Raw genomic sequence first — 26,846 nt, forward strand, 5'->3', positions numbered from 1 at the left:
CCCAGCACCGCCTCGGCCCGGCGGGTCCGCCGTCCGCTGGAGGCCCCCAGGGGAACGGGGCAAAAGGCCCCCTGCCCCCGGCCCCCGCATGATCTTCAGGAGTCCACGCGACCTCCGATGATCACGCGATGGCCGCACCCGCTTCCCGCCGGGTCCGCCACGAGATCGCGACGTCAGATCGGATTGCCAGGAGTCCGGCCGCCCTCGGCATCGGCCACCATCGTGCGCAGCACCCTGAGCGCGGCCACGTACTCCTCGTCGCTGATGCCCCTGTGGACTACGGCGCGTACCTCGGTCGCCAGCTCACGGAGCCGCGCTCTGGCGGCCTCCCCGGCCTCCGTGAGGTGCAGGCGCTGTCCGTCATCGGCCCGGAGCCATCCGCGGTGGAGCAGTTGGTCCACGACCCTGGCGATCTCGTGCGGACCGTCCGCGAGGTGCGCCAGCTGAGCGACGGCCTCCTCACGGCTCGGCGCCGTGGGACCGCCGTGCACGCGGTTGAGTACCCAGTACTGCGGCTGCGTGACGTCGATCTCGGCCATGGCGTCACGCAGATGCTGGGTGACGGTCGTATGGGTCAGCCCGCACCAGAAGCCGACCGGCTGAGTGGCCGACATGTCATCGGCCACGGCCGGGTTCGCCGGAGCCTGGTCAGTGGTGGTCCCGATCAGCGATTCCATGAGCGCGACGCTGCATTCCCCCCGGCGCACCGAACCATCGGAATGCGCCATCCACGGCAACTCGTCCTGAAGACGCATCGGAACCACGGACCACCGCCATCGCGGCGCTCCGGTCCGGCCGCCTCGCCGCGCCGCAGAATCGTACGGCCGGCGTCGACGGCCGACTGGACGACGGGGCCAAGCCCGGCTTGCGGGCAGCGATGGCGCCTTCGTGGAGCGAGACCGGTACGGGCCGGGCAGATCCTTCGCCGGGTGCCGGGGAGGCAGCCATGGACCAGCGTTCGACAGGACTCCTGTCAGGGGACGAGGTCTGTACCGGGGAGATCCCAGGGACTTTCCGCCGCGCGAGCAGGGAAGGCCCCGACACAGCGCTGAAAGGTGCGAACGCGCTGGTCAGGGCCGAGCCGCCTAGCACTCGATGATGTTCACCGCGAGTCCGCCGCGCGCCGTCTCCTTGTACTTGACGCTCATGTCGGCCCCGGTCTCCTTCATCGTCTTGATGACCTTGTCGAGGGAGACCTTGTGGCTGCCGTCGCCCCGCAGCGCCATCCTCGCCGCCGTGACCGCCTTCACCGCGGCCATCCCGTTGCGCTCGATGCACGGGATCTGGACGAGGCCGCCGACCGGGTCGCAGGTCAGGCCCAGGTTGTGCTCCATGCCGATCTCGGCGGCGTTCTCCACCTGCTCGGGGGAGCCGCCGAGAACCTCGGCCAGGGCCCCGGCCGCCATGGAGCAGGCAGAGCCGACCTCGCCCTGGCAGCCGACCTCGGCGCCCGAGATCGACGCGTTCTCCTTGAACAGCATGCCGATCGCACCGGCCGCGAGGAGGAAGCGGACGACGCTGTCCTCCTTCTCGGCCTCGGTGCAGCCGCCCGAGGCGAAGTTCATGTAGTAGTGCAGCACGGCGGGGATGATGCCCGCGGCGCCGTTGGTGGGGGCGGTGACGACCCGGCCGCCCGCCGCGTTCTCCTCGTTGACCGCCATCGCGTAGAGGGTGATCCACTCCATCGCGTGGGCCTGCGGGTCGCCCTCGGCGCGCAGCTGCCGGGCCGAGTTCGCGGCACGGCGGCGGACCTTCAGGCCGCCGGGGAGAATGCCCTCGCGGGACATGCCGCGTGAGACGCAGGCCTGCATGACGTGCCAGATGTCCAGCAGCCCCTCGCGGATCTCCGCCTCGGTGCGCCAGGACAGCTCGTTCTCCAGCATCAGGGAGGAGATGGACAGCCCGGTCTCCCGCGAGAGCCGCAGCAGTTCGTCGCCGGTGCGGAAGGGGTGCTTGAGGGCCGTGTCGTCCGGGACGATCGGGTTCTCCCCGGCCACCGCGTCCTCGTCCACGACGAAGCCGCCGCCGACCGAGTAGTAGGTCTTCTCCAGGACCGGCGCGCCCTCGGCGTCGTACGCGAGGATCGTCATGCCGTTGGCGTGGTAGGGGAGCGCCTTGCGGCGGTGCAGGACGAGCTGCTCGTCGAAGTCGAAGTCGATCTCGTGCATGCCGAGCAGGTTGATACGGCCACCGGTGCGGATCTCCTCGACCCGGGCGTCGGCGGACTCCACGTCCACGGTCCGGGGCGATTCGCCCTCCAGACCGAGCAGGACCGCCTTGGGCGTGCCGTGCCCATGGCCGGTCGCGCCGAGCGAGCCGTACAGCTCGGCGCGTATCGAGGCGGTGTGCGCGAGCAGCCCTTCGTTCTTGAGGCGGCGCGCGAACATACGGGCGGCGCGCATCGGGCCCACTGTGTGGGAGCTGGACGGGCCGATGCCGATCGAGAAGAGGTCGAAGACCGAAAGGGCCACGGGAGGACTCCTAAACAGGGTTGGTAGACGCCGTTGTCTGCCGGGTGGTGCGGGGACGGGCCGACGGGCCCGCGGAACGCGGGGCAGCGACGAGGGCACCGTGCTCACTGTTCAGTGTGCGCGGTGCCCCCACCGGATGTGCAAACTGCGAAGGTCTTACGCGAGGCCGGGGTACAGCGGGAACTTGTCGGCCAGCGCGACCACGCGGGCCTTGAGGTCGTCGGCGTCGTAGGACGGCTTGAGGGCGGCGGCGATGATCTCCGCGACCTCGGTGAAGTCCTCCGTCCGGAAACCGCGGGTGGCCAGCGCCGGGGTGCCGATCCGCAGGCCCGAGGTCACCATCGGCGGCCGCGGGTCGTTCGGGATGGCGTTCCGGTTGACCGTGATGCCCAGCTCGTGGAGCCGGTCCTCCGCCTGCTGGCCGTCCAGCTCCGAGTTGCGCAGGTCGACCAGGACCAGGTGCACGTCGGTGCCGCCGGACAGGACGGACACGCCTGCCTCGGTGACGTCCGGCTGCACCAGGCGTTCGGCGAGAATCCGGGCGCCCTCCAGGGTGCGCTGCTGGCGCTCCTTGAACTCCTCGCCCGCCGCGATCTTGAACGAGACCGCCTTGGCCGCGATCACGTGCTCCAGCGGTCCACCCTGCTGACCGGGGAAGACCGCCGAGTTGATCTTCTTGGCGAGCTCCTGGGTGGAGAGGATCACGCCGCCGCGCGGCCCGCCGAGGGTCTTGTGCGTGGTGGTGGTGACGACGTGGGCGTGCGGCACCGGGTTGGGGTGCAGGCCGGCGGCGACGAGGCCCGCGAAGTGCGCCATGTCGACCATGAGGTACGCGCCGACCTCGTCCGCGATCCGGCGGAAGGCGGCGAAGTCGAGCTGGCGCGGGTAGGCGGACCAGCCGGCCACGATCAGCTTCGGCTGGGACTCCTTGGCGAGGCGCTCGACCTCCTCCATGTCCACGACACCGCTCTCGTCGACGTGGTACGGGACCACGTTGTAGAGCTTGCCGGAGAAGTTGATCTTCATGCCGTGGGTCAGGTGCCCGCCGTGGGCCAGGTTCAGGCCCATGATCGTGTCGCCCGGCTTCAGCAGCGCGAACATCGCGGCGGCGTTCGCCTGCGCACCGGAGTGCGGCTGGACGTTCGCGGCCTCGGCGCCGAACAGGGCCTTGATCCGGTCGATCGCGATCTGCTCGACGACGTCGACGTGCTCACAACCGCCGTAGTAGCGGCGGCCGGGGTAGCCCTCGGCGTACTTGTTGGTGAGGACGGAGCCCTGCGCCTCCATGACCGCCACCGGAGCGAAGTTCTCCGAGGCGATCATTTCGAGGGTGGACTGCTGACGGTGGAGCTCGGCGTCGACGGCGGCGGCGACGTCCGGGTCCAGCTCGTGGAGGGAGGAGTTCAGAAGCGACATCAGGGGGTCCCTTAAAGGTCTCAGTTGCCGGAGAACGCGGTGTACTCGTCGGCGGAGAGCAGGTCGGCCGGCTCCTCCGCGACACGCACCTTGAACAGCCAGCCGCCCTCGAAGGGAGCGGAGTTCACCAGCGAGGGGTCGTCCACGACGTCCTGGTTGGCCGCCGTCACCTCACCGGTCACCGGCGAGTACAGATCGCTGACCGACTTGGTCGACTCCAGCTCGCCGCAGGTCTCGCCCGCGGTCACCGTGTCACCGACCTCCGGGAGCTGGGCGTAGACGACGTCGCCGAGGGCGTTGGCCGCGTACTCCGTGATGCCGATGGTGGCCACGCCGTCCTCGACGGCCGTCAGCCACTCGTGCTCCTTGCTGTACCGCAGCTGCTGGGGGTTGCTCATGACCTGAATTCTCCTGTACGCGGGAAGTGCTGATGAACGGTGGTCTTACGGTGTGAGACGCGGATACGTCACTTCCGTGACGCCCGCACGGCGCCGGGAAGGTCCGGGTTGTTCCGGAATATCACTTCTGGCGCTTGTAGAACGGCAGCGCGACGACCTCGTACGGCTCGTGCGTGCCCCGGATGTCCACGCCCACGCCCTCGGTGCCGGGCGCGGCGAAGGCCGCGTCCACGTACGCCATGGCGATCGGCTTGCCCAGAGTGGGGGAGGGGGCGCCGGAGGTGACCTCGCCGATCACCGTGGAGCCGGCCACGACCGGGAAGCCCGCGCGCGGCACCCGGCGGCCCTCGGCGACCAGGCCCACCAGCTTGCGCGGCGGCGCGGTCTCGGCGCGCTCGGCGGCGGCCTTCAGCGCCTCGCGCCCGACGAAGTCGCCTTCCTTCTCGAACTTCACGACCCGGCCCAGGCCCGCGTCGAACGGGGTCAGCGCGGTCGTCAGCTCGTGTCCGTACAGCGGCATGCCGGCCTCCAGGCGCAGCGTGTCGCGGCAGGAGAGCCCGCAGGGGATCAGGCCGTGCGCGGCGCCGGCCTCGGTCAGGGCCCGCCACAGCTGCTCGGCGTGCTCGGGGGCGACGAACAGCTCGAAGCCGTCCTCGCCGGTGTAGCCGGTGCGGGCGATGAGGGCCGGGACGCCGGCGACGGCGCCCGGCAGGCCCGCGTAGTACTTCAGCCCGTCCAGGTCGGCGTCGGTGACGGCCTTCATGATGGCGGGGGACTGCGGGCCCTGGACCGCGAGCAGCGCGTAGGCGTCCCGGTCGTCGCGCACCGCGACGTCGAAGCCCTCGGTGCGGGCGGTGAGGGTGTCCAGCACGGTCTGGGCGTTGCCCGCGTTGGCGACCACCAGGTACTCGGGGGCCTCGCTCTCGCCCAGCCGGTAGACGATCAGGTCGTCCAGGATGCCGCCGTCCTCCTGGACGATCATCGTGTAGCGGGCCCGGCCGCTTCCGATCGTGGCGATGTTGCCGACCAGCGCGTAGCTCAGGAAGGCGGCCGCCTGGGGCCCGGTGACCGTGATCTCGCCCATGTGCGACAGGTCGAAGAGACCGGCCCGGGTGCGTACGGCGTTGTGTTCCTCGCGCTCACTGGCGTACCGCAGGGGCATGTCCCAGCCCGCGAAGTCGGTCATGGTGGCGCCGAGCGAGCGGTGCAGCGCGTCGAGGGCGGTGAGACGGGGGGCAGTGCTCATGGATACGGCTCCAGGGCATGACGACGTCAGGATGAAACCTCCCCATCTGTCATCGAACCTGAGAGGTTCGCCGATGGCCCCTGACGGGGTATGCCCCTTCCGACAGGGCTCGGCTTGCACCTTGGGTGGAGCCGCCGGGCGGCTCGCTTTTCAGATCTGCCTCATCCACGCGGTACGGGGCCTGAGAGATTCAAGGGAGGATCTTGCTCCTTCGGCGCCCGGCTCACACTGTGGCCGGAACTCTCCCGCGCGGATTCGAACGGCCGGTATGCAGTTGGCGCGCTCATCATCGCACGCATTGGGGGAGAGTGGGGCGTGGCGGTCCCCCCGCAGGTGAAGAGTAGGGCGAGACCGGTTGTGCCGCATTGCCTTTTCTTTACACTTCAGGGGCAGACGCGGGTGACCCGACGGCAGGGGGATGGGCGATGACGTTGCAGCGGTCGGCACCGACCGCGGGGGTCGCGCACGGCGCGATGCCCGCACAATCCAAGGCGCCCGTGCGGGAGCCGCGGGCAGCCCGTGCGCCGGTGGTACGCGATCTGCGCGGGCGCTCCGGCGGCGGGCCGCGCAGTCTCGACTTCACCGCCGGGGACATCGTGGTGGTCTCCGGCCTGCCCGGCAGCGGGAAGTCCACCCTGATCCGGCGGGCCGCGGCGGGCCGTGCCATCGACTCCCAGAACACCCGCGACAGCTGGGCCGCCGCCCTGCCCCGCTTACTCCCCTACGCCCTGTACCGCCCTGCGGTGCGCGCCGCCCACTACCTCGGCCTGCGGCGGGCGCTGCGCTCCGGCGAGTCCGTCGTCGTGCACGACTGCGGCACCCAGGCCTGGGTGCGCCGCAGGCTCGCCCGGTACGCCGTGAGCCGGGGCCGCACCCTCCACCTGATCCTGCTCGACGTGACGCCGGAGGTGGCCCGCCAAGGGCAGCGCGAGCGCGGCCGGGGGGTCTCCGGTTACGCCTTCGCCCGGCATCGGCGCGCGGTGGCGAGGCTGCTGCGCGACACCGAACAGGGGCTCCTGCCCGCCGGCTGCACGTCCGCGGTGCTGCTGGACCGCGAGGCCGCGGGGGCGATCGGCCGGATCTCCTTCACGGAGACCGAAGTCGCCGCCGCCCGTGCCGGTTAGGGTGCTGGCCAGGAACGACGGCCGCCGGTCGGCCGCGACGGCGCAGAGAGGGCACAGAGGCAGTGGACACTGAGGCACCCGTCCAGGCGCACCCCCGGCAGGGGTGGCCCGCCAACGAGCTCGAAGAGGTGCTGGCCGCCTCGCTCGGCGTCCCGGACGCGGGCGGCCGCCTCGTCGAGGTGCTCGGCCGCAGCTCCGTGTGGGTGCCGCTGCCGAGCGGCGGCGGCCCCGCCAGCGCCGATCTCGACCTGCCGATGATGGAGATCCAGGGCGCCGCGTTCGTTCCGGTCTTCAGCTCGGAGGACCAGTTCCGCAGCTGCGTCGGCAGCCACATGTCCTTCGCGGTGGCGCCCGCCCGCGACTTCGCCCGGGGACTGCCCCCGCAGGTCGGCATCGCCGTGAACCCCGGCGGCGCGGTCGGCATCCCCCTCCCGCCGCCCGCCGTCGCCGAACTGTGCCGGGCCGGGCGCACCGCGCTCGACGGAGCCGCCACCGGCGGCCGGGTCCGGCTGTTCGAGCCGGACTGGCAGCACGACCCGGTCGACTTCCTCGCCGCCGTGTCCGAGGAGTTCCAGGCCATCGGAGTCGTGAGCACCGCCCGCCGGGCGCTGGCCAGCGTCGAGGGCGAGGACCCCGTCCTCTTCGTCGGCGTCGAGTTCGCCTCCCCCGAGGACGTCGGGCAGAGCGCCCCCATGGACGCCCTCGGCCGGGCGCTCGGCCGCGTTCAGGTCCCCTGGCCGGTCAACCTGGTCCTCCTCGACGTGGCCCAGGACCTCGTCGGCGACTGGATGCGGGAGAGAGTACGGCCGTTCTACCGGAGCGCGGGCCACTGACCGCACCGGGCCGAGACGGCCCGGACGCGGGACTCCCGCCGGGCCCGCGCGGCGGCGCCGGACCGCGCAGTCACCGCGGTGTCACAAGCGGCGCATAAGCTGGTTTGATGGCGAGGGCCTTTCGTTCGGCTCGGACCGGATCAGAACAGCGGGGCACGCGCGCTCGTCCCGGTCCGGACGGGAGGCGCCGGCGGCCGTTCCCGATGCGCCCGGGAGCGGTGGCGCGAATCCGACGGAGCGACGAGGGGCGGGACCCAGGGTGAGTGCGGCAGGCACTGCGGCGGACAACGGGGCGTCCCCCGCTCGGGCGGAGCCGGGCGCCCGGGGAAGCGTCGAGCACACGCTGCGCCAGGTCGCCCCCGGGCATTACGACGCCTACGAGGCGCTCCTCGCCTCGCTCGCCGACGGCCGGCTCTGGATGCTGCTCTGGCACGGCACGGCCGGTTCGCCCGACGCCCAGTACGGGAACATGCAGATCGACGGCCTGGGGTACGCCCCCTGCGTGACCTCCGCCCAGGAGTTGTCCGCCAGCGGCTGGAACCGGGCCCACGAAGTGGTCACCGGACGTGACATCGCCCGCGCCCTCTTCCCCGACCGCTGGGGCATCTGGCTCAACCCGCACGCCCCGGGCGGCGGCGTCGGCATCCCCTGGCTGGATCTGCGCCGGATCGCCACCGGTCTCGACCGGCTCCCCGCCGGTCCGCTGCGCCTCTCAGAGCCCGCCATCGAACTCCCGCAGTTCTACGCCGTGCTCACCCAGAACGCCCACCGCACGCCGGCCGTCCGAGCCCTGCGCCGCGCCTGGGTCCACCCCGCGGTCGGCGTCCCGTATCTCGCCATCGGCCTCGACCTCTACGACACGGGCCGCGCCTCCGTCGAGGCGGTGCGCTCGATGATGCGGGAGTCGGTCGGCACGGTACCCGAGGGGCTGCCCGTCTCCACCGTCGCCATGTCCGACGAGTACGACCCGGTCGCGATGTGGCTGCGCGCCAACGTCCGCCCGTTCTACGACCGTGAGGCGCACGCCCCGGCCGGCCCGCCGCCGGTCGCCGCCCCCGGCTACGGATATCCGCCGCAGCACCGCTGACCGGCGCGGGGCGCCCGTCCCCGGGCCGCGGGTGACATCGGCCCCGCCGACGTCACCCGCAGGGATGTCCCGGAACTGGACGGTTTGTTAACTGTCCGGGTCTCGACTAGGTCTCACCGCTATCCGGACTGTTCTCTTGCGCTGGGTCCCGTCGTAGTGTGCGGCCATCAAACCTCACCACATGGCGAACCAGGGGTGGACCCATGCGCATATTCAAGTCCCGGGCTGTCCGGGCGATCACGACAGCCGTCGCTGTCGGGATGATCGCCACGGGCTGTTCCAGCGAGCGGGACGAGGGCGGCTCCAAGGGGGGCGACAAGGACACCTTCGTCTTCGCCGGAGCCGGTGACCCCGGTTCCCTCGACCCGGCCCTCGCGAGCGACGGCGAGACGTTCCGCGTCACCCGCCAGGCGTTCGAGGCGCTTCTGGAGCACGAGTCCGGCGGCAGCAAGCTGGTCGGCGGCCTCGCGGAGACGTGGTCGAGCGACCCGGCCGGCAAGGTCTGGACGTTCAATCTGCGCCAGGGCGTGAAGTTCCACGACGGCGAGGCGTTCAACGCCGCCGCGGTCTGCGCGAACTACGACCACTGGTTCAACTGGAAGGGCACGTACCAGTCCAGCGCGGTCTCCTACTACTGGCAGTCCATCATGGGCGGGTTCGCGGAGAACGAGGACGCGGAGGCGCCCGAGCCGAACTACAAGTCCTGCACCGCCAAGGACGAGAACACCGCTGTCATCGAGGTGAACAAGCCCTCGGCGAACCTGCCCGGCGGTTTCTCCCTCCAGGCCCTCGCGATCCACTCGCCGAAGGCGATCGAGGAGTACGAGAAGCAGGACGCGAGCGCCAAGGGCGACGCCATCACGTACCCCGAGTACAGCCAGGAGGCCGGCACGGTCGCCGGCACCGGCCCGTACAAGATCGTGAAGTGGAACAAGGGGAACAAGGAAGTCTCCCTGGAGCGCTTCGACGACTACTGGGGTGACAAGGCCAAGGTGAAGAACCTGGTCTTCCGCACCATCTCCACGGAGGAGACCCGCCGCCAGGCGCTGCAGGCCGGTGACATCGACGGCTACGACCTCGTGGCCCCGGCCGATGTGACGACCCTGGAGAAGGAGGGTTACGAGGTCCCGACCCGTGACGTCTTCAACATCTTCTACCTCGGCATGAGCCAGTCGGCGAACCCGGCGCTGAAGAAGCCCGAGGTCCGACAGGCCATCACGCACGCCATCGACCGCGAGAACCTGGTCAACACCCAGCTGCCGGAAGGCGGCAAGGTCGCGACCCAGTTCATGCCCGACACGGTCGCCGGCTTCTCGGACAAGGTGAAGACCTACCCGTTCGACACCGCCAAGGCGAAGGAGCTCCTCAAGCAGGCCGGCGAGGAGAACCTGAAGATCGACTTCTGCTACCCGACCGAGGTCACCCGCCCGTACATGCCTGCCCCGCAGGACCTGTTCGAGCTGATGAAGGCCGACCTGGACAAGGCCGGCATCACCATCACCCCGAAGGCCATGAAGTGGGCGCCGGACTACCTGGACGCCACTGAGGCGGGCTCCTGCGCCCTGCACATGCTCGGCTGGACCGGTGACTTCAACGACGGCTACAACTTCATCGGCACCTGGTTCTCCGGGCCCGACAAGCAGTGGGGCTTCAAGGACCAGAAGGTCTTCGACGCCGTGAACGCGGCCTCCAAGATCACCGACACCGCCGGCCGCACCGCGGCCTACGAGAAGGCCAACGAGGCGATCATGGAGTACGTCCCGGGCGTGCCGATCTCGTCGTCCCCGCCGGCCATCGCGTTCGCCAAGAACGTCAACCCGCCGAAGGTCTCCCCGCTGACGCAGGAGAACTTCGCCGAGGTCTCCTTCAAGTAATCGCACACCAGCGGGTCCGCCCGGCCACCTNGACCAGGTGGCCGGGCGGACCCGCATCGACGCACGTGAGAAAGGGGCATGCGGGGTGCTGCGACTCGTCGTCAGAAGACTTCTCCAGCTCATTCCCACCCTGCTCGGCCTGTCGGTCCTGCTGTTCCTCTGGCTGAACCGGCTGCCCGGCGGGCCCGCCTCAGCGATCCTGGGCGAGCGGGCCACCGAAGCCGAAGTAGCGAGAATCAACCGGGCGCTCGGACTCGACGAGCCGGTCCACGTCCAGTACTGGCGCTTCCTCAAGCGCATCTTCGAGCTGGACCTCGGAACCTCCACCCAGACCGGGCAGCCGGTGTGGGACGAATTCGCCCTCCGCTTCCCGGCGACCGTGGAGCTCAGCGTCGCGGCGATCCTGATCGCCGTCGTCGTGGGCATCCCGATGGGCTATCTGGCCGCCAGGCACCGCGGTGGCTGGCTGGACGTGGCCTCGGTCTCCGGATCGCTGCTCGGCATCTGCATCCCGGTCTTCTTCCTGGCCATGCTGCTGCGCGGGATCTTCTCCGTGGAGCTGGGCTGGTTCCCGAGCCAGGGCCGGCTGACCACCGGGCTCAACGCCACGGACGTCACCGGGTTCGCCGTCCTGGACGGGCTGCTGACCGGCGAGTTCGACGCGAGCTGGGACGCGATCCAGCACCTGGTCCTGCCCGCCGTCGCACTGGCCTCGATCCCGCTCGCCGTCATCGTCCGGATGACCCGCGCCAGCGTCCTGGAGGTGCTCGGCGAGGACTACATCCGCACCGCCGAGTCCAAGGGCCTGGACAAGGGGACCGTGCGCGGCCGCCATGTGCTGCGCAACGCGCTGCTGCCCGTGATCACCGCGGTCGGCCTGCTGACCGGCAGCCTGCTCTCCGGAGCGGTGCTCACCGAGTCCGTCTTCGACTTCGGCGGTATCGGGTCCTTCATCCGCACCGCGATCGACGGCCGCGACTACCCGGTCCTCGTCGGGTTCATTCTCTTCATCGCGATGGTGTACGTGCTGATCAACCTCCTGGTCGACCTCGCGTACAGCATCATCGACCCGAGAGTGCGGGTGCACTGACGTGACGATCCTGACCAACAGAGCAGACAAGATCGACCGTCTCGCCGAGCTGACCCAGAGCTCGGAGACGGTCACCGGGACCAGCCTGTGGCGCGAGGCGTTCCGCCGGATGCGGTCCAGCAAGATGGCCGTCATCGGCGCGGCGATCATCGCCGCGTTCGTCGTCGTCGCGGTGGTCGGCCCGTGGGTCGCCCCGCACGCGCCCACCGCGCAGACCTGGCGCGACGAAGTCTTCCCCAACCAGGGCAAGTTCATCGGCATGCGCGGCGAGAACTGGTTCGGCCTGGACCACCTGGGCCGTGACATGTTCTCCCGCTGGCTCGTCGGGGCGCGGCAGACGCTGCTCGTCGGCGTGGTCTCCATGCTCATCGGCCTGCTCGTCGGCGCGATGGTCGGCGTGCTCTCCGGCGCCGCCGCCACCCTCGGCGGCAAGGTGGGCCAGCGCGTCGACACCGTCATCATGCGCTTCACCGACATCATGCTGTCGCTGCCCTCGCTGCTGCTGGCCGTCTCCATCGCCGCGATGCTCGGCCAGTCGCTGACCACCGTGATGATCGCCGTCGGTGTCGTCCAGATCCCGATCTTCGCCCGCCTGCTGCGAGGTTCGATGCTCGTCCAGGGCGGCGCCGACTACGTGCTCGCCGCCAAGGCGGTCGGCATCCGGCGGAAGCGGATCGTGCTCACGCAGATCCTGCCCAACTCCCTGAGCCCCGTGATCGTCCAGGCCACCCTGAGCCTGGCGACCGCGATCATCGAGGCCGCGGCCCTGTCCTACCTCGGGCTCGGCAACCCCGACCCGGCCATCCCCGAATGGGGCGTGATGCTCTCCCAGGCGCAGCGCTTCTTCGACAACGACCCGATGATGGCGGCCTACCCGGCCGTCGGCATCATCATCACCGCTCTCGGTTTCACCCTGCTCGGCGAGGCCATGCGCGAAGCCCTCGACCCGAAGTTGCGAGGCTGACGTCCTATGTCACTGCTCTCCGTTGAGGAACTCAGCGTCACTTTCACCGCTCGCGGCCGCAAGGACGCCACCGCCGTGGACGGGGTCTCCTTCGATGTCGACCAGGGCCAGGTCGTGGGCCTGGTCGGCGAGTCGGGCTGCGGCAAGTCCGTCACCTCGCTCGCCCTGATGGGCCTGTTGCCCCGCAAGGGCGTCCGGGTCGGCGGCCGGGCCGAGTTCGACGGTCAGAACCTGCTCACCATGAACGAGCGCAAGCTGCGCGACCTGCGCGGCAGCCAGCTGGCGATGATCTTCCAGGACCCGCTGTCCTCGCTGAACCCGGTCGTCCCCATCGGCGTCCAGGTCACCGAGATCCTCCAGCGCCACCGCGGGCTGAAGGGCGAGAAGGCCCGCAGGGAGGCCACGTCCCTGCTGGAGCGGGTCGGCATCCCCGACCCGGCGCGGCGGCTCAAGGAATACCCGCACCAGCTCTCCGGCGGCATGCGCCAGCGGGCGCTGATCGCCATGGCGGTCGCCTGCGCGCCCCGGCTGCTGATCGCCGACGAGCCGACGACCGCCCTGGACGTGACCATCCAGGCGCAGATCCTGGAACTGCTCAAGGAACTGGTCGACCAGGAGGGGACCGCCCTCCTGATGATCACGCACGACCTCGGCGTCGTCGCCGGCCTCTGCGACGAGGTCAACGTCCTCTACGCGGGGCGGGCGGTGGAGTCGGCGAGCCGCCGTGAGCTGTTCGCCCACCCCACCCACCCGTACGCGCACGGGCTCCTCGGCTCCATCCCGCGGCTCGACGCGCCGCGCGGCGAACCGCTGCACCCGATCCGCGGGTCCATCAACGACAAGATCGCCTGGGCCGACGGCTGCGCGTTCGCACCCCGGTGCGACCACTACACGATGGGATGCCTGACCGGCACCCCCGAACTGACCGAACCACGCACGGCCGGACACCAGGTGCGCTGCGTCAACCCGGTCCTGCCCGAGGCGGAGGTCTTGGCATGAGCCTTCTCGAACTGGACGGCGTCAAAGTCCACTTCCCGGTCAAGAAGGGCCTGTTCTTCGACCGTACGGTCGGCCACGTCTACGCGGTCGACGGCGTCTCACTGAGCGTGGAGGCCGGGCAGACGTACGGCCTGGTCGGCGAGTCGGGCTGCGGCAAGACGACGCTGGGCCGCGCGGTGCTGCGGCTGAACGACATCACCGAGGGCGGGGTCGTCTTCGACGGCACCGACCTGGCGAAGCTGCCGTCCGAGGAGATGCGGGCCTTCCGGCGACGGCTCCAGATGGTCTTCCAGGACCCGCTGGGCAGTCTCAACCCCCGGCAGAACATCGAGTCGATCCTGTCCGAGGGCATGGCCGCCCACGGCATCGGCGAGAACCGGGAGGACCGCCAGGAGAAGATCAAGGACATCCTCGCCAAGGTCGGCCTGCCGGCCAACGCGATGTCCCGCTACCCGCACGAGTTCTCCGGCGGCCAGCGCCAGCGCATCGGCATCGCCCGCGCCCTGGTCCTGGAACCCGATGTGATCATCTGCGACGAGCCGGTCTCGGCGCTCGACGTGTCGGTCCAGGCGCAGGTGATCAACCTGCTGGAGGAGCTCCAGGAGTCGCTGGGTCTGACCTATCTGGTCATCGCGCACGACCTCGCCGTCGTGCGGCACATCTCCGACGTCATCGGGGTGATGTACCTCGGCGGGCTCGTCGAGGAGGCCCCGAGCGACGCGCTGTACGCGGGCCCCCGGCACCCGTACACCAAGGCGCTGATGTCCGCCGTCCCGGTGCCGGACCCCGAGGTCGAGGACCGGCGCGAGCGCATCCTCCTCCACGGCGACCTGCCCTCCCCGGCGAACCCGCCGGCCGGCTGCCGGTTCCACACCCGGTGCCCGTGGGTGCAGGAGACCAAGTGCGCCACCGAGCGCCCGCCGCTGCTGGACACCGGCGAAGGCCACAAGGTGGCCTGCCACTTCACGGCCGAGATCGAGGCCGGGACGGTGCGGCAGTCCTCGGCGACGGAGGCGGGGACGGGGGGCGGCGGCCGCAAGGCGACGGCCTCCGAGGCCGGGGAGAAGCCCGGGGCCACCGGCGCCCTCGCCTCGGAGGAGGGTGCGCGGCCGGCCGGGGAGAAGCCTCTGGCCGTACCGCCGCAGACCGCTGCGGAGCCGGCCGGACGGGCGGAGGGCGACGCCCGGTCCTAGGACCGGCACACTTGTCCGGTGCTCACCGAACTGTTCACGCCCTCCGTCCAGCACGCGCTCGACATCGTCGGGATCTTCGTCTTCGCGATCTCGGGCGCCCTGCTCGCCGTACGCAAGAACTTCGATGTCTTCGGCATCGCGGTCCTCGCCGAGGCGACGGCGCTGGGCGGAGGGCTGTTCCGTGACGTGATGATCGGGGCGATCCCGCCCGCCGCCTTCACCGACCTCGGCTACTTCATCACTCCGCTATTCGCCGCCGGACTGGTGTTCTTCCTCCACCCGCACGTCGAACGCATCCAGGTCGGCGTCAACGTCTTCGACGCGGCGGGGCTCGGTCTCTTCTGTGTGGCCGGCACGGTGAAGGCCTACGAGTACGGCCTCGGGCTGACGTCGTCGGCGGCCCTGGGCCTGGCCACCGCGGTGGGCGGCGGGGTGTTGCGCGACGTGCTGGCCAACGAGGTGCCCTCGCTGCTGCGGTGGGACCGCGATCTCTACGCGGTGCCCGCCATCGTCGGCGCGACCATGGTCGTCCTGTGCATCCGCTTCGAGATGCTCAACGCCTGGACCAGCGCCCTGGCGGTCGTCGCCACCATCGTCCTGCGCCTGCTGGCGCTGCGCTTCCACTGGCGGGCGCCCCGCGCCTACAACCGGTCCTCCGCCCGCGCCGAGGAAGGCTCCGCGGCCGCTTAGGGGGCGCCCGCCGGACCGCCCCCGACCGGGCCGCCCCTCGGGAGGGGGAGACGGCCGCCCGAGGATAAAGCTACCGCTCAGTAATGCGTCCGTGTACCGTGCATCCCATGGCACAGGCAGCGACAGAAGCGGCGCAGACCGCACGGGCAACCATCGGCGACAGCGAGTTCGACCGGGACACCGCGGTCACCCTGCGCGAGCACGGCGTGTACGACGCCGAGCTCTCCGCGGGCTGGACCATCATCCACGCCGTCAACGGCGGCTATCTGCTGGCCCTGCTCGGCCGCGCCCTGGGCGAGGCCCTGCCGCACCCCGACCCCTTCTCGGTCTCTGCGCACTACCTCACCGCCTCCGTGCCGGGCCCCGCCGTGGTGCGCACGGAGATCGTGCGCACCGGACGCACGCTCTCCACCGGACAGGCCTCCCTCTTCCAGTACGCGGCGGACGGCAGCGAGATCGAGCGCATCCGGGTCCTGGCGACCTACGGCGACCTCGACGCACTCCCCGACGACGTCCGCACGACGGCGCTGCCGCCCGCCATGCCCGCCCGCGACCAGTGCCTTGGCCCGAGCGACGGCCCGGCGCCGATTCCCGGCAGCTCCGCCATCACCGAGCGTCTGGACATCAAGCTCGACCCGGCCACCGTCGGCTGGGCGATCGGCGCGCCGTCCGGCAAGGGGGAGATGCGCGGCTGGTTCGGCCTGGCCGACGGTCGCGACCCGGACCCGCTCTCGCTGCTCCTCACGGTGGACGCACTGCCGCCGACCTCCTTCGAGCTGGGCCTGACCGGCTGGACGCCCACCGTCGAACTCACCGCCCACGTCCGCTGCCGCCCTGCCCCCGGCCCGCTGCGCGTCGCCATCACCACCCGCAACCTCGCGGGCGGCTTCCTGGAGGAGGACGCGGAGGTCTGGGACAGCGCGGACCGGCTCGTCGCGCAGTCCCGCCAGCTGGCCAAGGCCCCACGCGACGCGTGACGCGTGACGGGCCGAGCCTCTCCGGTCGGGCGTCCCTGACCCCCCCCGTCTCCGGCTGCGCCTTGCGATGCACCGTGCTAGGGCGTCGCGGACCCGGCTCTGATCCGCCGGACACCCCCTGAGCGGCCCCGGCGGCCCAGGCGGCCTCCCGCGGCCCCGGGCTGCCCGGGCCCGGCGCTCCAGCAGGACGAGCGCCGGGCCCGGCAGCCCTGGCGCGTCCTGGGCTTTTGTGCCCGGCGGGTTCCGGCGGTGTGCCGCGCGCCGTGCGGGAGGCAGCCGTTCCCCCGACCGGGAAGCCGTACGGGGTTTAGGCTGCCGAGTCGGTGAACACGCGTACGGCGAACGGCTTTCGTCGTCGCACAGAGAGGTTCCGCCGTGCTCGTCCTCGTCGCCGCGCTGCTTCTGCTGGGGGTCGTCCTCGGGGCGGTCGCCCAGCTCCCGGTCCCGGTGTCCCTGGCCGCCGCCGCCGCCATCGCCGGCTGGCTGCTGATCTTCGCCGTGCGCGAGCGTTCCGCACGCCGGCCGCGCTGAACCGCCGTCCCCGCCGGACCCGCGCGTCGGCCGACCCGCGCGCCGCCCCTGTCGAGCCTGCCGCGCCCGGACGCATCCGAAGGAGCTCGCACCATGCCTCGCACCGACTTCGCCCGCCGCGCCCCCAGGACCGATACGGACGATGCCGACTTCGCCGCTCCCGACACCGGTTCCGAGCGCGGGGCCGAACCGTCCGGGCCCGCGCCGACGACTGCGCCGGCCGAGCCCGCGCCCCGGCGGACGTCCGCCCCCGCGCCGCGGGAGGGGACGCCCGCGCCGACGGACGGCGGCCCCCGTTCGGCCCCGGCCCGCGCGGTGGGCAGGGAGGCGGACGGGCTGGCCGTCGCCTCGTTCGTCCTCGGCCTCGTCGGGCTGCTGGTCTTCAACGTCCTGCTCGGGCCCGCCGCGATAGTGATGGCCCTGCTGGCCCTGGCCCGCCGGACCCGCCGCCCGGGGCGGGCCCGTCTCGGCCTCGCGCTCGGCGTGGCCGACCTGGTGGTCCTGGCCGTCCTGGTCACCGTCAACGGCACGGTCACCTGGGACCTCGGCGGCTGATTCGGCCCCCGCGAGGCGCTCGCCCCCTTCCGGATCGGCTCCGAAACGGGTCCCGGCCCCGGGCCCCGCACCGGTCCACCGCCCCGAGTGCGGGCGTGCGCTGGCGCCGGGCCGTGACGCGCCCGGCATGCGCCCCGCCCCGGCCTCGTAGAATCGGCCCCACCATGGCTTACCTCGACCACGCCGCGACCACGCCGATGCTTCCCGAAGCGATCGAGGCGATGACCGCCCAGCTGTCCGTCACCGGCAACGCTTCCTCGCTGCACGCCGCCGGACGCCGGGCCCGCCGTACCACGGAGGAGGCTCGAGAAGCCCTTGCCGACGCCCTCGGCGCACGTCCCAGCGAGGTGGTCCTCACCTCCGGCGGCACGGAGGCCGACAACCTCGCCGTCAAGGGGCTCTACTGGTCCCGCCGCGACGCGGACCCCCGGCGCACCCGGGTCCTCAGCGGCCCCGTCGAACACCACGCCGTCCTGGACGCCGTCGACTGGCTGGCCGAGCACGAGGGCGCGACCGTCGAGCACCTTCCCGTCGACCGCTTGGGCCGGGTCCACGTGGAGGACCTGCGCGAGGCGGTCCTCCGCAACCCCGACGACATCGCGATGATCACCGTCATGTGGGCCAACAACGAGATCGGCACCATCATGCCGGTCCGTGAACTCGCTTCGGTGGCCGCGGAGTTCGGCATCCCCATGCACGCCGACGCGGTCCAGGCCTTCGGTCAGCTGGAGGTCGACTTCGCTGGTTCGGGGCTGGCGGCGATGACGGTCAGCGGCCACAAGATCGGCGGCCCGTTCGGGATCGGCGCGCTGCTGCTGGGCCGCGACCACACCCCCGTTCCCGTCCTGCACGGCGGTGGTCAGGAGCGGCACGTGCGCTCCGGCACCCTGGACGTGCCCGCCGTCGCCTCCTTCGCGGTCGCCGGACGGCTGGCCGCCGAGCGGCGCGAGCACTTCGCCCGGCGCGTCGGCGGGCTGCGCGACGACCTCGTCGCCGCCGTGCACCAGGCCGTGCCGGACGCTGTACTGGGCGGCGACCCCGATCCGGCAGGGCGCCTCCCGGCCAACGCCCACTTCAGCTTCCCCGGCTGCGAAGGCGACTCCCTCCTGCTGCTGCTGGACGCGCAGGGCATCGAGTGCTCGACCGGCTCCGCCTGCACCGCCGGGGTCGCCCAGCCCAGCCACGTCCTGCTCGCCACCGGCACCGATCCGGACCTGGCCCGGGGGACCCTGCGCTTCTCGCTCGGCCACACCTCGACCGAGGAGGACGTCAAGGCGCTGGCCCGGGCGATCGGCCCGGCGGTGGAGCGGGCGAGGGCGGCCGGGCTCAGCTGATCCGCCCCGGCGGCGGGCTCAGCCGGCGGCCGGGGGCGCGCTCCGCGCGGCTCTCGCCGTCGCCGCCCGCCGCACCAGCTCCAGATAGCGGTCCCAGTCCCAGTGGGGCCCCGGGTCGGTGTGGTCGGTGCCCGGCACCTCCACGTGTCCGATGATGTGCTCCCGGTCGATCGGTATGTCGTGGCGCGCGCAGATGGACGCCGTGAGCCGGGCCGACGCCTCGTACATCGCCGTGGTGAGGTCCTTGGGCCGGTCCACGAAGCCCTCGTGCTCGATGCCGACGCTGCGCTCGTTGTACGCGCGGTCGCCCGCCTGATAGGCCACGTCCAGCTCGCGGATCATCTGCACCACGCGCCCGTCCTGGCCCACGATGTAGTGGGTCGCGGCCCGGTGCGCGGGGTCCTGGAACACCCGCACCGCGCTGGCGAAGCTTCCCTGGGTGACGTGGATGATCACGCGGTCGATCCCGAAGTCGTCGGGGCGGTCCGCGCGCCGCCAGTTCGCCTCCGAGGCGGCCACCCAGGTCGCGCCCGGGTAGTCCAGCTCGCCGGGCGTGCGCGGTTTCTCCACGCCGGGCACCCGCCACCACATCCGTTCCACCTCGTCGCGCGCGAGCACGAGGCCGCCGCCGACCGCCACCGCGCCTCCGCCGATCAGCAGGGCGCGCCGGCTGACGCCGCGCGCGGGCTTCTTCCGCGAAGGCTTTCGCGAGGCCCCGGTGCTCCCGTTGTTCCCCATACGAGCGTCAACGCTCATCCGCGAGCGTTCGGTTCCCGGGGACCCGTACCCTGGAGAGGCTATGACTCAGACTTCCCAGCGCCCCCTGCGTGTCCTCGCCGCGATGTCGGGCGGCGTGGACTCCGCCGTCGCCGCGGCCCGTGCCGTAGAGGCGGGCCACGACGTGACCGGTGTCCATCTCGCACTGTCCGCGAACCCCCAGTCCTTCCGGACCGGGGCGCGCGGCTGTTGCACGATCGAGGATTCGCGGGACGCCCGCCGCGCGGCCGACGTCATCGGCATCCCGTTCTACGTCTGGGACCTCGCGGAACGTTTCCGCGAGGACGTCGTGGAGGACTTCGTCGCGGAGTACGAGGCGGGCCGCACCCCCAACCCCTGTCTGCGCTGCAACGAGAAGATCAAGTTCGCCGCGCTGCTCGACAAGGCCCTCGCCCTCGGCTTCGACGCCGTGTGCACCGGCCACTACGCCACGGTGGTCCTCACAAAGGACGGCGGCCGCGAGCTGCACCGCGCCTCCGACATGGCCAAGGACCAGAGCTATGTGCTGGGCGTCCTGGACGAGAAGCAGCTCGCCCACGCCATGTTCCCGCTCGGCGACACCCTCACCACCAAGGACGAGATCCGCGCCGAGGCCGAGCGCCGCGGCCTGGCCGTCGCCAAGAAGCCCGACAGCCACGACATCTGCTTCATCGCCGACGGGGACACCCAGGGTTTCCTGGCGAGCCGTCTCGGCGGCCCCGCCGAGGGCGACATCCTCGACGAGACCGGTGCGAAGCTGGGCACCCACGACGGCGCGTTCGGCTTCACCGTCGGCCAGCGCAAGGGCCTGAAGATCGGCCGACCCGCCCCGGACGGCAAGCCGCGCTACGTGCTGGACATCTCCCCGGTGGACAACACGGTCACGGTCGGCCCCGTGGAGGCCCTCGACGTGACGTCCCTGACCGCCGTCAAGCCCCGCTGGTGCGGCACGCCGCCGTCCGGCCCCGGTGCCTACACCGCCCAGCTCCGCGCCCATGGCGGCGAGACCGAGGTGACGGCCGAGCTGGTCGACGGCGCCGAGCTGCACGTCACCTTCACAGAGCCGGTGAGGGGCGTGGCCCCCGGCCAGGCGGTCGTCCTGTACGACGGCACACGGGTGGTCGGCTCCGCCACCATCGCGACGACCGCGCGCCGCGAGCGGGCGGCGGCGGGCTGACGCCGGGGCCCGTGTCTCAGAATGCCGGTGACGCGTACACGTTCCTGGCGAAGAAGTCCGCCAGCACCGGGGCGATCACCTGGGGCGCCACCTCGCGCATCTGGCCCGTCAGGGTGCGGTGCCGGCCGCGCGGCAGAGCCTCGGCCAGGGCGCGGGTCGCCGCACGGGCCGGGGCGCCGCTGAAGCCGCCGCAGATCACCAGAGTCCGGGCCGTGACGGCGGCGAACCGCTCGGCCGGGACCGACCCGTCCCCGAGCAGGGCGTCGTCGTAGGCCAGGGTGTGCGCCATCGCCTCCAGGCCGGCCCACAGCGGCGCGCGCCGCATCCGGGCGAGCGTCCCCGCGTCGACGCCCGTCGCGGCCAGGAACAGCTCCACCGCCCCGCCCCGGTCCCCGGCCGCCAGCGACCGGTTCAGCCGGGCCGTGCGGCGGGCCCTGGCCGACGTGCCGGACGCGCCCGGGGCGTAGGGCGGCTCATAGACGGCGAGCAGGCCCGCGGGCAGCCCGGCGGCCGCCGCCTCCAGGGCCAGCGCCCCGCCGGACGCCGTCCCGAAGACCGAGGCCCGCGGCCCGGCCGCGTCGACGACGGCGGCCAGATCGTCGATCTCCCGGCCCACCGCCGCGGGCCGGGTGTCACCGCTGGAGCCCCGGCCCCGCCGGTCGTAGGTGACCACCGTGAAGCGCGGGGCCAGCAGGGCGGCGAGCGCCGCGTCGCTCGCCGCGGTGCTCAGCGCCCCGCCGACCAGCACCAGCGGCGGCCCCTCGCCCTGGCGGCGAAAGGCGATCGGCGTGCCGTCGGCGGAGAGAATCCTGTCCATGGGAGAGGAGACCGGGGCGGGCCGGGAAACTCATCGCTCCGGCGGAGAGGAACTTCCCGGCGCATCCGGCACGGCCCCCTCCACGGGGTCCGGCACCGTCTCGGTGGCGTAGAAGCAGAAGTGGCCCTTGATCGCGGCGACGTCGGCCTTCGGCTCGGGATAGGCCCAGACCAGGTCGGCCGCGCCGGGGAGCGACCAGTAGGAGGCGTCTCCCTTGAACGGGCAGTGGGTACGGGTGTCCGACGGGCTGAGCAGATCGGTACGCACGTCCTTCGGCGGCAGGTAGTAGCGGGCCGGGCAGCCCGTCTCGCGGAGCACGAGCGGGCGGTGGCTCTCGGCCAGCACCTGCCCGTCGTGCACCGCCCGGACGTGCTCCGTGCCCTGCTCGACGGTGATGCGGTGTCCTCGGATGGAAGTCATACGGGGTTCAGCGGCCTGCGGGCCCGGAATCTTCCCCGGCCCCAGGACCGTGACCGCGACGGGGGAGTGTCCGAGGCGGGTCGTACGGTGAGCCCATGAACATCTGCGTCTTCCTCTCCGCCGCCGACCTCGACGACCGCTACACCGTGCCCGCCCGCGAGTTCGCCGAACTGCTCGGCAGGGGCGGTCACACCCTGGTCTGGGGCGGATCGGAGAGCGGCCTGATGAAGGTCGTCGCGGACGGGGTCAAGGCGGCGGGCGGACGGCTCGTGGGGGTCTCGGTCGACTTCCTGGCGGCGAAGGCGCGGACCGACGCGGACGAGATGGTGTTCGCCCGCGACCTCGCCGAGCGCAAGGCGCTCCTCCTGGCGAAGGCCGACGCCGTGGTGATCATGGTCGGCGGGACCGGGACCCTGGACGAGGCCACCGAGATCCTGGAGCTGAAGAAGCACGGGCACCACGCCAAGCCGGTCGTCCTGCTCAACACGGCGGGCTTCTACGACGGGCTGCGCCGGCAGTTCCAGCGCATGGAGGACGAGGGCTTCCTGCCCGTCCCCCTGACCGAGCTGGTCTTCTTCGCCGAGGACGGCGTCGGCGCCCTCGCCTACCTGGAGGAGTCCGCCGGTCTCCAGTGAGGCGCCCGACCTAGGATCGCCTCATGCCTACCCACCTCATCACCGGCGCCGGCTCCGGCATCGGGGCCGCTGTCGCCCGCCGCCTCCTGGAGCGGGGCGACGACCTCGTCCTCCTCGCCCGCGACGCCGGCCGCGCCAAGGAGCTCGCCGAGCGCTACCCGGGCGCGCACACCCTCGTGGGCGACCTCTCCAACCCGGACCGGCTGTCCTGGGCGTTCGGCCAGCAGACCATGCCCGAGCGGATCGACACCCTGCTGCACGTCGCGGGCGTCGTCGAACTCGGCCCCGTCGCCGAACTCACCCCCAGGACGTGGCACTTCCAGCTCAACGCCAACCTGGTCGCCCCCGCCGAGATCACCCGCCTGCTCCTGCCGCAGCTGCGGGTCGCCCAGGGCCACGTCCTGTTCGTGAACTCCGGCGCCGGGCTCAGCGCCCACGCGCAGTGGAGTGCGTACGCCGCGAGCAAGCACGGCCTCAAGGCGCTCGCCGACGCGCTGCGCCACGAGGAGCACGGCAACGGGGTGCGGGTCACCTCCGTCTACCCGGGGCGCACCGCCAGCCCCATGCAGGCCAAGGTCCACCAGCAGGAGGGCAAGGAGTACGACGCCGCCCGCTGGATCGACCCCGAGTCGGTGGCCACCACCATCCTGATGGCGATCGACCTGCCGCGCGACGCCGAGGTCAACGACCTCACCGTCCGTCCCGGCCGCTGACGCACCGCGGGCGGGCGGCCGCGGCGCGCCCGGGACCGGAGCCCCGGCCGCGCCCCCGGCGCGCCCGGGACCGTAGGCTTCCGGTGTGAGCGAGAAGAGCGATTTCAGCGGGTGCCCGGCGACCGGCATCGGGTCGATGCCCGGGGGAGACGCGAGGGAGGCGGCCAAGACCGTCACCGGGTCCTTCGCCGACGGCCAGGGCATGCCGTACCTGGCGGAACTGCCCGCACGCGGTCCGGGCGCCGACATGACGGGCCGGACCGTCGGCATGCTGGTCGAGATGTACGGTCACCTGGAGCCGAGCGGCTGGCGGATCAGCGACCGGCCGGGCCGCGACACCCGCCGCGCCCGGTCCTGGCTGGGAGAGGACCTGGACGCCCTGGAGGAGTTCACCCAGGGCTACGAGGGGCTGCTCAAGGTTCAGGCCGCCGGGCCCTGGACGCTCGCCGCCGGGCTGGAGCTGCGCGGCGGCGAGGCCATGCTCTCCGACCCCGGGGCCTGCCGCGACCTCGCCGGGTCGCTGGCCGAGGGGCTGCGCGCCCACCTGGCGGATGTCCGCCGCCGGATGCCCGGCGCCCGCGTCGTGCTGCAACTGGACGAACCCTCCCTGACCGCGGTCCTGCGCGGCCGCGTCCGCTCCGCCAGCGGTTACCGCACCTACCGTGCCGTCGACCGCCAGGTCGTCGAGTCGGCCCTGCGCGATGTCCTCGCCGCCGCGGGCGAGGGCGGGACGACGCTCGTCCACTCCTGCGACCCCGAGGTGCCGTTCGCGCTGCTGCGCCGGGCCGGGGCCGACGGAATCTCGTTCGACTTCTCCCTGCTCACCGAGCGTGAGGAGGAGACCATCGGGGAAGCCGTCGAAGCCGGCACCCAGCTCTTCCTGGGCGTGGTGCCCTCCACCGACGCCGCCTCGGACGCGTTGTCGGACCCGGGCGGTAGCGTCATGGGGGTCAGGACGTTGTGGAGCAGGCTGGGGCTGAATCCGGGGACTCTCGCCGAGTCCGTCGCGATCACCCCGTCGTGCGGCCTCGCGGGGGCGTCCCCCGCGTACGCCCGCACCGCGCTCGCCCACTGCGCCAGGGCGGCGAGATCGCTCGCGGACAACCCTGAGTGACGGGGACCGCGGGCCCACGGGTTAACGGGAGGACGGGACGATGGCCGGCGAACAGCGGGTGGAGCAGGAGAGCTCGGTTCCGGCAGACGTGCGGGAGAAGCACGCGCTGCTGGCCGAGGAGATCGAGGAGCACCGCTTCCGTTATTACGTGAAGGACCAGCCGGTCGTCAGCGACGGCGAGTTCGACCGGCTGCTGCGCTCGCTGGAAGCCCTGGAGGAGGAGCATCCGGCGCTGCGCACCCCGGACTCCCCGACCCAGAAGGTCGCGGGGCCCTACCGCACGGAGTTCACCTCCGTGGAGCACCGCGAGCGCATGCTCTCCCTGGACAACGCCTTCGACGACGAGGAGCTGGCGGCCTGGGCCGAGCGGGTCGCCAAGGACGTCGGCACCCCGGACCACCACTTCCTGTGCGAGCTCAAGGTCGACGGCCTCGCCGTCAACCTCACCTACGAGCACGGCCGGCTGACCCGCGCGGCGACCCGCGGCGACGGCCGCACCGGCGAGGACATCACGCCCAACGTCCGTACGATCGCGGAGATCCCGCACCGCCTCCGGGGCGAGGACATCCCGGCTCTGGTCGAGATCCGCGGCGAGGTCTTCTTCCCGATGGAGGCGTTCGAGGAGCTGAACGCCCGGCTGGTGGCCGCCGACGACAAGCCCTTCGCCAACCCGCGCAACGCGGCGGCCGGATCGCTGCGCCAGAAGGACCCCAAGGTCACCGCCGCCCGCCCGCTGCACATGGTGGTGCACGGCATCGGCGCGCTCGAAGGCCTCACCGTCGACCGACTCTCCGAGGCCTACGAGCTGCTCCAGGGCTGGGGCCTGCCCACCGCCCGGCACAACAAGGTCGTCGACTCCCTGGCGGGCGTGCGGGAGTTCATCGCGTACTACGGCGAGCACCGGCACTCCGTGGAACACGAGATCGACGGCGTCGTCGTCAAGCTCGACGAGATCCCGCTCCAGGGGCGCCTCGGCTCCACCTCACGCGCCCCGCGCTGGGCCATCGCCTGGAAGTACGCCCCGGAAGAGGTCAACACCAAGCTGGTCAACATCCGCGTCGGCGTCGGACGCACCGGACGCGTCACCCCGTACGCCCAGGTGGAGCCGGTCGAAGTGGCCGGCTCCGAGGTGGAGTTCGCCACCCTCCACAACCAGAACGTGGTCAAGGCCAAGGGCGTCCTCATCGGTGACACCGTGGTCATCCGCAAGGCGGGCGAGGTCATCCCGGAGATCCTCGGCCCGGTCGCGGACCTGCGCGACGGCACCGAGAAGGCGTTCGAGATGCCGTCCCACTGCCCCGAGTGCGGGACGGAGCTGCGCCCCATGAAGGAGGGCGACATCGACCTCCGCTGCCCGAACGCCCGCAGCTGTCCGGCCCAGTTGCGCGAGCGGGTCTTCTATCTCGCCGGGCGCAAGAGCCTGGACATCGACCACTTCGGCTATGTGGCCGCCGCGGCCCTGACCCGGCCGCTGGAGCCCGCAGAACCCGTCCTGCGGGACGAGGGCGACCTGTTCTCCCTCACCGTCGACCAGCTGCTGCCGATCCGGGCCTACGTCCTGGACCAGGACAGCGGGCTGCCCAAGCGCGACCCGAAGACCGGTGAGGAGAAGATCGCCACGGTCTTCGCCAACCAGCAGGGTGAGCCGAAGAAGAACGCCCTGGCCATGCTGGAGGGCATCGCCGCCGCGAAGGAGGCCCCCCTCGCCCGCATCCTGACCGGGCTCTCCATCCGGCACGTCGGGCCGGTCGCCGCCCGGGAGCTGGCCCGGCAGTTCCGCTCCATCGACCGGATCGACGAGGCGAGCGAGGAGGAACTGGCAGACGCCGACGGTGTGGGGGCGATCATCGCCGCCTCGGTCAAACAGTGGTTCGCCGAGGACTGGCACCGCGAGATCCTGCGCAAGTGGCGCGAGGCCGGAGTGCGGATGGCGGACGAGGGGTCCGAAGAGGAGGAGGGCCCGCGCCCCCTCGCAGGGCTCACCGTCGTCGTCACCGGCACCCTCGCGGGCCACACCCGCGACGGGGCGAAGGAAGCGCTCCAGTCGCAGGGCGCGAAGGTCGCCGGGTCGGTGTCGAAGAAGACCGCCTTCGTGGTCGTCGGCGAGAACCCCGGGTCCAAGTACGACAAGGCGATGCAGCTGAAGGTCCCCGTGCTGGACGAGGACGGATTCGCGATCCTGCTCGGACAGGGACCTGACCAGGCCAGGGAGGCGGCCCTGCCGGCGCCGGAAGCCGCGCCGGAAACCGCCCCGCCCGCCGCGCCCGAGCCCCCGGCCGACGCCGCGCCCGAGCCCTCGGCCGACGCCACGCCCGAGCACGGGCCCGAGTCCGCCCCCGGCACGGCAGCCCACGTCGCTCCGAAATCGGTTCGCAAGAGCGCTGGCAAGTAGCCAGGACTCCCGGGCAGCGCCCCTTCGGCCGTCCGCCGTT

The 26,846-nt window shown here is 72.0% G+C and carries 26 protein-coding genes and 1 riboswitch; of the genes, 18 read left to right on the top strand and 8 right to left on the bottom strand.

What is annotated here, in order from left to right:
* Nucleotides 1-173: 173 nt before the first annotated feature.
* From V9U70_RS28820 to gcvT, 5 genes are all read right to left on the bottom strand, one after another.
* Entirely contained in the window at nucleotides 174-677 is a 504-nt protein-coding gene (locus tag V9U70_RS28820) for a MarR family winged helix-turn-helix transcriptional regulator (RefSeq protein ID WP_336679993.1), read from the bottom strand.
* Between the two features lie 408 nt (nucleotides 678-1,085).
* A complete protein-coding gene (locus V9U70_RS28825; protein WP_336679995.1) occupies nucleotides 1,086-2,471 on the bottom strand; it encodes an L-serine ammonia-lyase in 1,386 nt (461 codons plus the stop codon).
* A gap of 156 nt (nucleotides 2,472-2,627) precedes the next feature.
* Nucleotides 2,628-3,887, bottom strand: a complete 1,260-nt coding sequence (glyA, locus tag V9U70_RS28830) for a serine hydroxymethyltransferase (RefSeq protein WP_336679997.1) — start codon at nucleotides 3,885-3,887, stop codon at nucleotides 2,628-2,630.
* Nucleotides 3,888-3,907: 20 nt separating this feature from the next.
* The gene (gene gcvH / locus V9U70_RS28835) at nucleotides 3,908-4,285 is read right to left on the bottom strand and encodes a glycine cleavage system protein GcvH (RefSeq protein WP_336679999.1); all 378 of its coding nucleotides are present in this window, start codon (nucleotides 4,283-4,285) and stop codon (nucleotides 3,908-3,910) included.
* A 121-nt stretch (nucleotides 4,286-4,406) separates the two neighbouring features.
* The gene (gene gcvT / locus V9U70_RS28840) at nucleotides 4,407-5,531 is read right to left on the bottom strand and encodes a glycine cleavage system aminomethyltransferase GcvT (protein WP_336680001.1); all 1,125 of its coding nucleotides are present in this window, start codon (nucleotides 5,529-5,531) and stop codon (nucleotides 4,407-4,409) included.
* Between the two features lie 160 nt (nucleotides 5,532-5,691).
* A riboswitch (glycine riboswitch) is annotated at nucleotides 5,692-5,789 on the bottom strand.
* Between the two features lie 167 nt (nucleotides 5,790-5,956).
* Here gcvT and V9U70_RS28845 point away from each other — a divergent pair.
* The 13 genes from V9U70_RS28845 to V9U70_RS28905 all read left to right on the top strand — a co-directional run bounded on the left by V9U70_RS28845 (nucleotide 5,957) and on the right by V9U70_RS28905 (nucleotide 18,782).
* Nucleotides 5,957-6,655 carry an AAA family ATPase gene (locus tag V9U70_RS28845; protein ID WP_336680003.1) on the top strand — a complete coding sequence of 233 codons (699 nt, stop codon included), beginning with the start codon at nucleotides 5,957-5,959 and terminating at the stop codon, nucleotides 6,653-6,655.
* A 62-nt stretch (nucleotides 6,656-6,717) separates the two neighbouring features.
* Nucleotides 6,718-7,488, top strand: coding sequence for an enhanced serine sensitivity protein SseB (locus V9U70_RS28850; RefSeq protein WP_336680005.1), 771 nt, complete (start codon nucleotides 6,718-6,720; stop codon nucleotides 7,486-7,488).
* Nucleotides 7,489-7,747: 259 nt separating this feature from the next.
* A complete protein-coding gene (locus V9U70_RS28855) occupies nucleotides 7,748-8,575 on the top strand; it encodes an enhanced serine sensitivity protein SseB C-terminal domain-containing protein (RefSeq protein WP_419724045.1) in 828 nt (275 codons plus the stop codon).
* Nucleotides 8,576-8,778: 203 nt separating this feature from the next.
* A complete protein-coding gene (locus V9U70_RS28860; protein WP_336680007.1) occupies nucleotides 8,779-10,449 on the top strand; it encodes an ABC transporter substrate-binding protein in 1,671 nt (556 codons plus the stop codon).
* Nucleotides 10,450-10,534: 85 nt separating this feature from the next.
* The gene (locus tag V9U70_RS28865) at nucleotides 10,535-11,539 is read left to right on the top strand and encodes an ABC transporter permease (protein ID WP_336680009.1); all 1,005 of its coding nucleotides are present in this window, start codon (nucleotides 10,535-10,537) and stop codon (nucleotides 11,537-11,539) included.
* A gap of 1 nt (nucleotide 11,540) precedes the next feature.
* On the top strand, nucleotides 11,541-12,503 hold the full coding sequence (locus tag V9U70_RS28870) for an ABC transporter permease (RefSeq protein ID WP_336680011.1): 963 nt from the start codon (nucleotides 11,541-11,543) through the stop codon (nucleotides 12,501-12,503).
* Nucleotides 12,504-12,509: 6 nt separating this feature from the next.
* The gene (locus tag V9U70_RS28875) at nucleotides 12,510-13,502 is read left to right on the top strand and encodes an ABC transporter ATP-binding protein (protein ID WP_336680013.1); all 993 of its coding nucleotides are present in this window, start codon (nucleotides 12,510-12,512) and stop codon (nucleotides 13,500-13,502) included.
* The gene (locus tag V9U70_RS28880) at nucleotides 13,499-14,695 is read left to right on the top strand and encodes an ABC transporter ATP-binding protein (RefSeq protein ID WP_336680015.1); all 1,197 of its coding nucleotides are present in this window, start codon (nucleotides 13,499-13,501) and stop codon (nucleotides 14,693-14,695) included. The genes V9U70_RS28875 and V9U70_RS28880 overlap by 4 nt, the downstream gene beginning before the upstream one ends.
* 18 nt (nucleotides 14,696-14,713) lie before the next feature.
* Nucleotides 14,714-15,385: a trimeric intracellular cation channel family protein gene (locus V9U70_RS28885; RefSeq protein ID WP_336680017.1), complete on the top strand. Its 672-nt coding sequence runs from the start codon at nucleotides 14,714-14,716 to the stop codon at nucleotides 15,383-15,385.
* Between the two features lie 107 nt (nucleotides 15,386-15,492).
* A complete protein-coding gene (locus V9U70_RS28890) occupies nucleotides 15,493-16,362 on the top strand; it encodes a thioesterase family protein (RefSeq protein ID WP_336680019.1) in 870 nt (289 codons plus the stop codon).
* 375 nt (nucleotides 16,363-16,737) lie between these two features.
* Nucleotides 16,738-16,893, top strand: coding sequence for a hypothetical protein (locus tag V9U70_RS28895; protein ID WP_336680021.1), 156 nt, complete (start codon nucleotides 16,738-16,740; stop codon nucleotides 16,891-16,893).
* A 93-nt stretch (nucleotides 16,894-16,986) separates the two neighbouring features.
* Complete coding sequence (locus V9U70_RS28900) at nucleotides 16,987-17,448, top strand: hypothetical protein (protein WP_336680023.1); 462 nt, start codon at nucleotides 16,987-16,989, stop codon at nucleotides 17,446-17,448.
* Between the two features lie 164 nt (nucleotides 17,449-17,612).
* Nucleotides 17,613-18,782, top strand: coding sequence for a cysteine desulfurase family protein (locus tag V9U70_RS28905; protein WP_336680024.1), 1,170 nt, complete (start codon nucleotides 17,613-17,615; stop codon nucleotides 18,780-18,782).
* 18 nt (nucleotides 18,783-18,800) lie between these two features.
* On the opposite strand, the gene V9U70_RS28910 is transcribed toward V9U70_RS28905, so the two are convergent.
* Entirely contained in the window at nucleotides 18,801-19,520 is a 720-nt protein-coding gene (locus tag V9U70_RS28910; protein ID WP_336680142.1) for an N-acetylmuramoyl-L-alanine amidase, read from the bottom strand.
* Between the two features lie 61 nt (nucleotides 19,521-19,581).
* Between V9U70_RS28910 and mnmA the strand changes: the two genes are divergently transcribed.
* Nucleotides 19,582-20,715, top strand: coding sequence for a tRNA 2-thiouridine(34) synthase MnmA (mnmA, locus tag V9U70_RS28915; protein WP_336680026.1), 1,134 nt, complete (start codon nucleotides 19,582-19,584; stop codon nucleotides 20,713-20,715).
* 16 nt (nucleotides 20,716-20,731) lie between these two features.
* On the opposite strand, the gene V9U70_RS28920 is transcribed toward mnmA, so the two are convergent.
* Nucleotides 20,732-21,532: an alpha/beta fold hydrolase gene (locus V9U70_RS28920; protein WP_336680027.1), complete on the bottom strand. Its 801-nt coding sequence runs from the start codon at nucleotides 21,530-21,532 to the stop codon at nucleotides 20,732-20,734.
* Between the two features lie 30 nt (nucleotides 21,533-21,562).
* Complete coding sequence (locus V9U70_RS28925) at nucleotides 21,563-21,952, bottom strand: DUF427 domain-containing protein (RefSeq protein WP_336680029.1); 390 nt, start codon at nucleotides 21,950-21,952, stop codon at nucleotides 21,563-21,565.
* 95 nt (nucleotides 21,953-22,047) lie between these two features.
* Between V9U70_RS28925 and V9U70_RS28930 the strand changes: the two genes are divergently transcribed.
* From V9U70_RS28930 to ligA, 4 genes are all read left to right on the top strand, one after another.
* Complete coding sequence (locus V9U70_RS28930) at nucleotides 22,048-22,587, top strand: LOG family protein (RefSeq protein ID WP_336680031.1); 540 nt, start codon at nucleotides 22,048-22,050, stop codon at nucleotides 22,585-22,587.
* A 23-nt stretch (nucleotides 22,588-22,610) separates the two neighbouring features.
* Nucleotides 22,611-23,300, top strand: a complete 690-nt coding sequence (locus V9U70_RS28935) for an SDR family oxidoreductase (RefSeq protein WP_336680033.1) — start codon at nucleotides 22,611-22,613, stop codon at nucleotides 23,298-23,300.
* Nucleotides 23,301-23,385: 85 nt separating this feature from the next.
* Nucleotides 23,386-24,414: a methionine synthase gene (locus tag V9U70_RS28940; protein WP_336680034.1), complete on the top strand. Its 1,029-nt coding sequence runs from the start codon at nucleotides 23,386-23,388 to the stop codon at nucleotides 24,412-24,414.
* 40 nt (nucleotides 24,415-24,454) lie between these two features.
* A complete protein-coding gene (gene ligA, locus V9U70_RS28945; RefSeq protein ID WP_336680036.1) occupies nucleotides 24,455-26,806 on the top strand; it encodes an NAD-dependent DNA ligase LigA in 2,352 nt (783 codons plus the stop codon).
* The last annotated feature ends 40 nt before the right edge of the window (nucleotides 26,807-26,846 follow it).

This window comes from Streptomyces pratensis (genome assembly GCF_037137275.1).
Lineage (GTDB): Bacteria > Actinomycetota > Actinomycetes > Streptomycetales > Streptomycetaceae > Streptomyces > Streptomyces pratensis_B.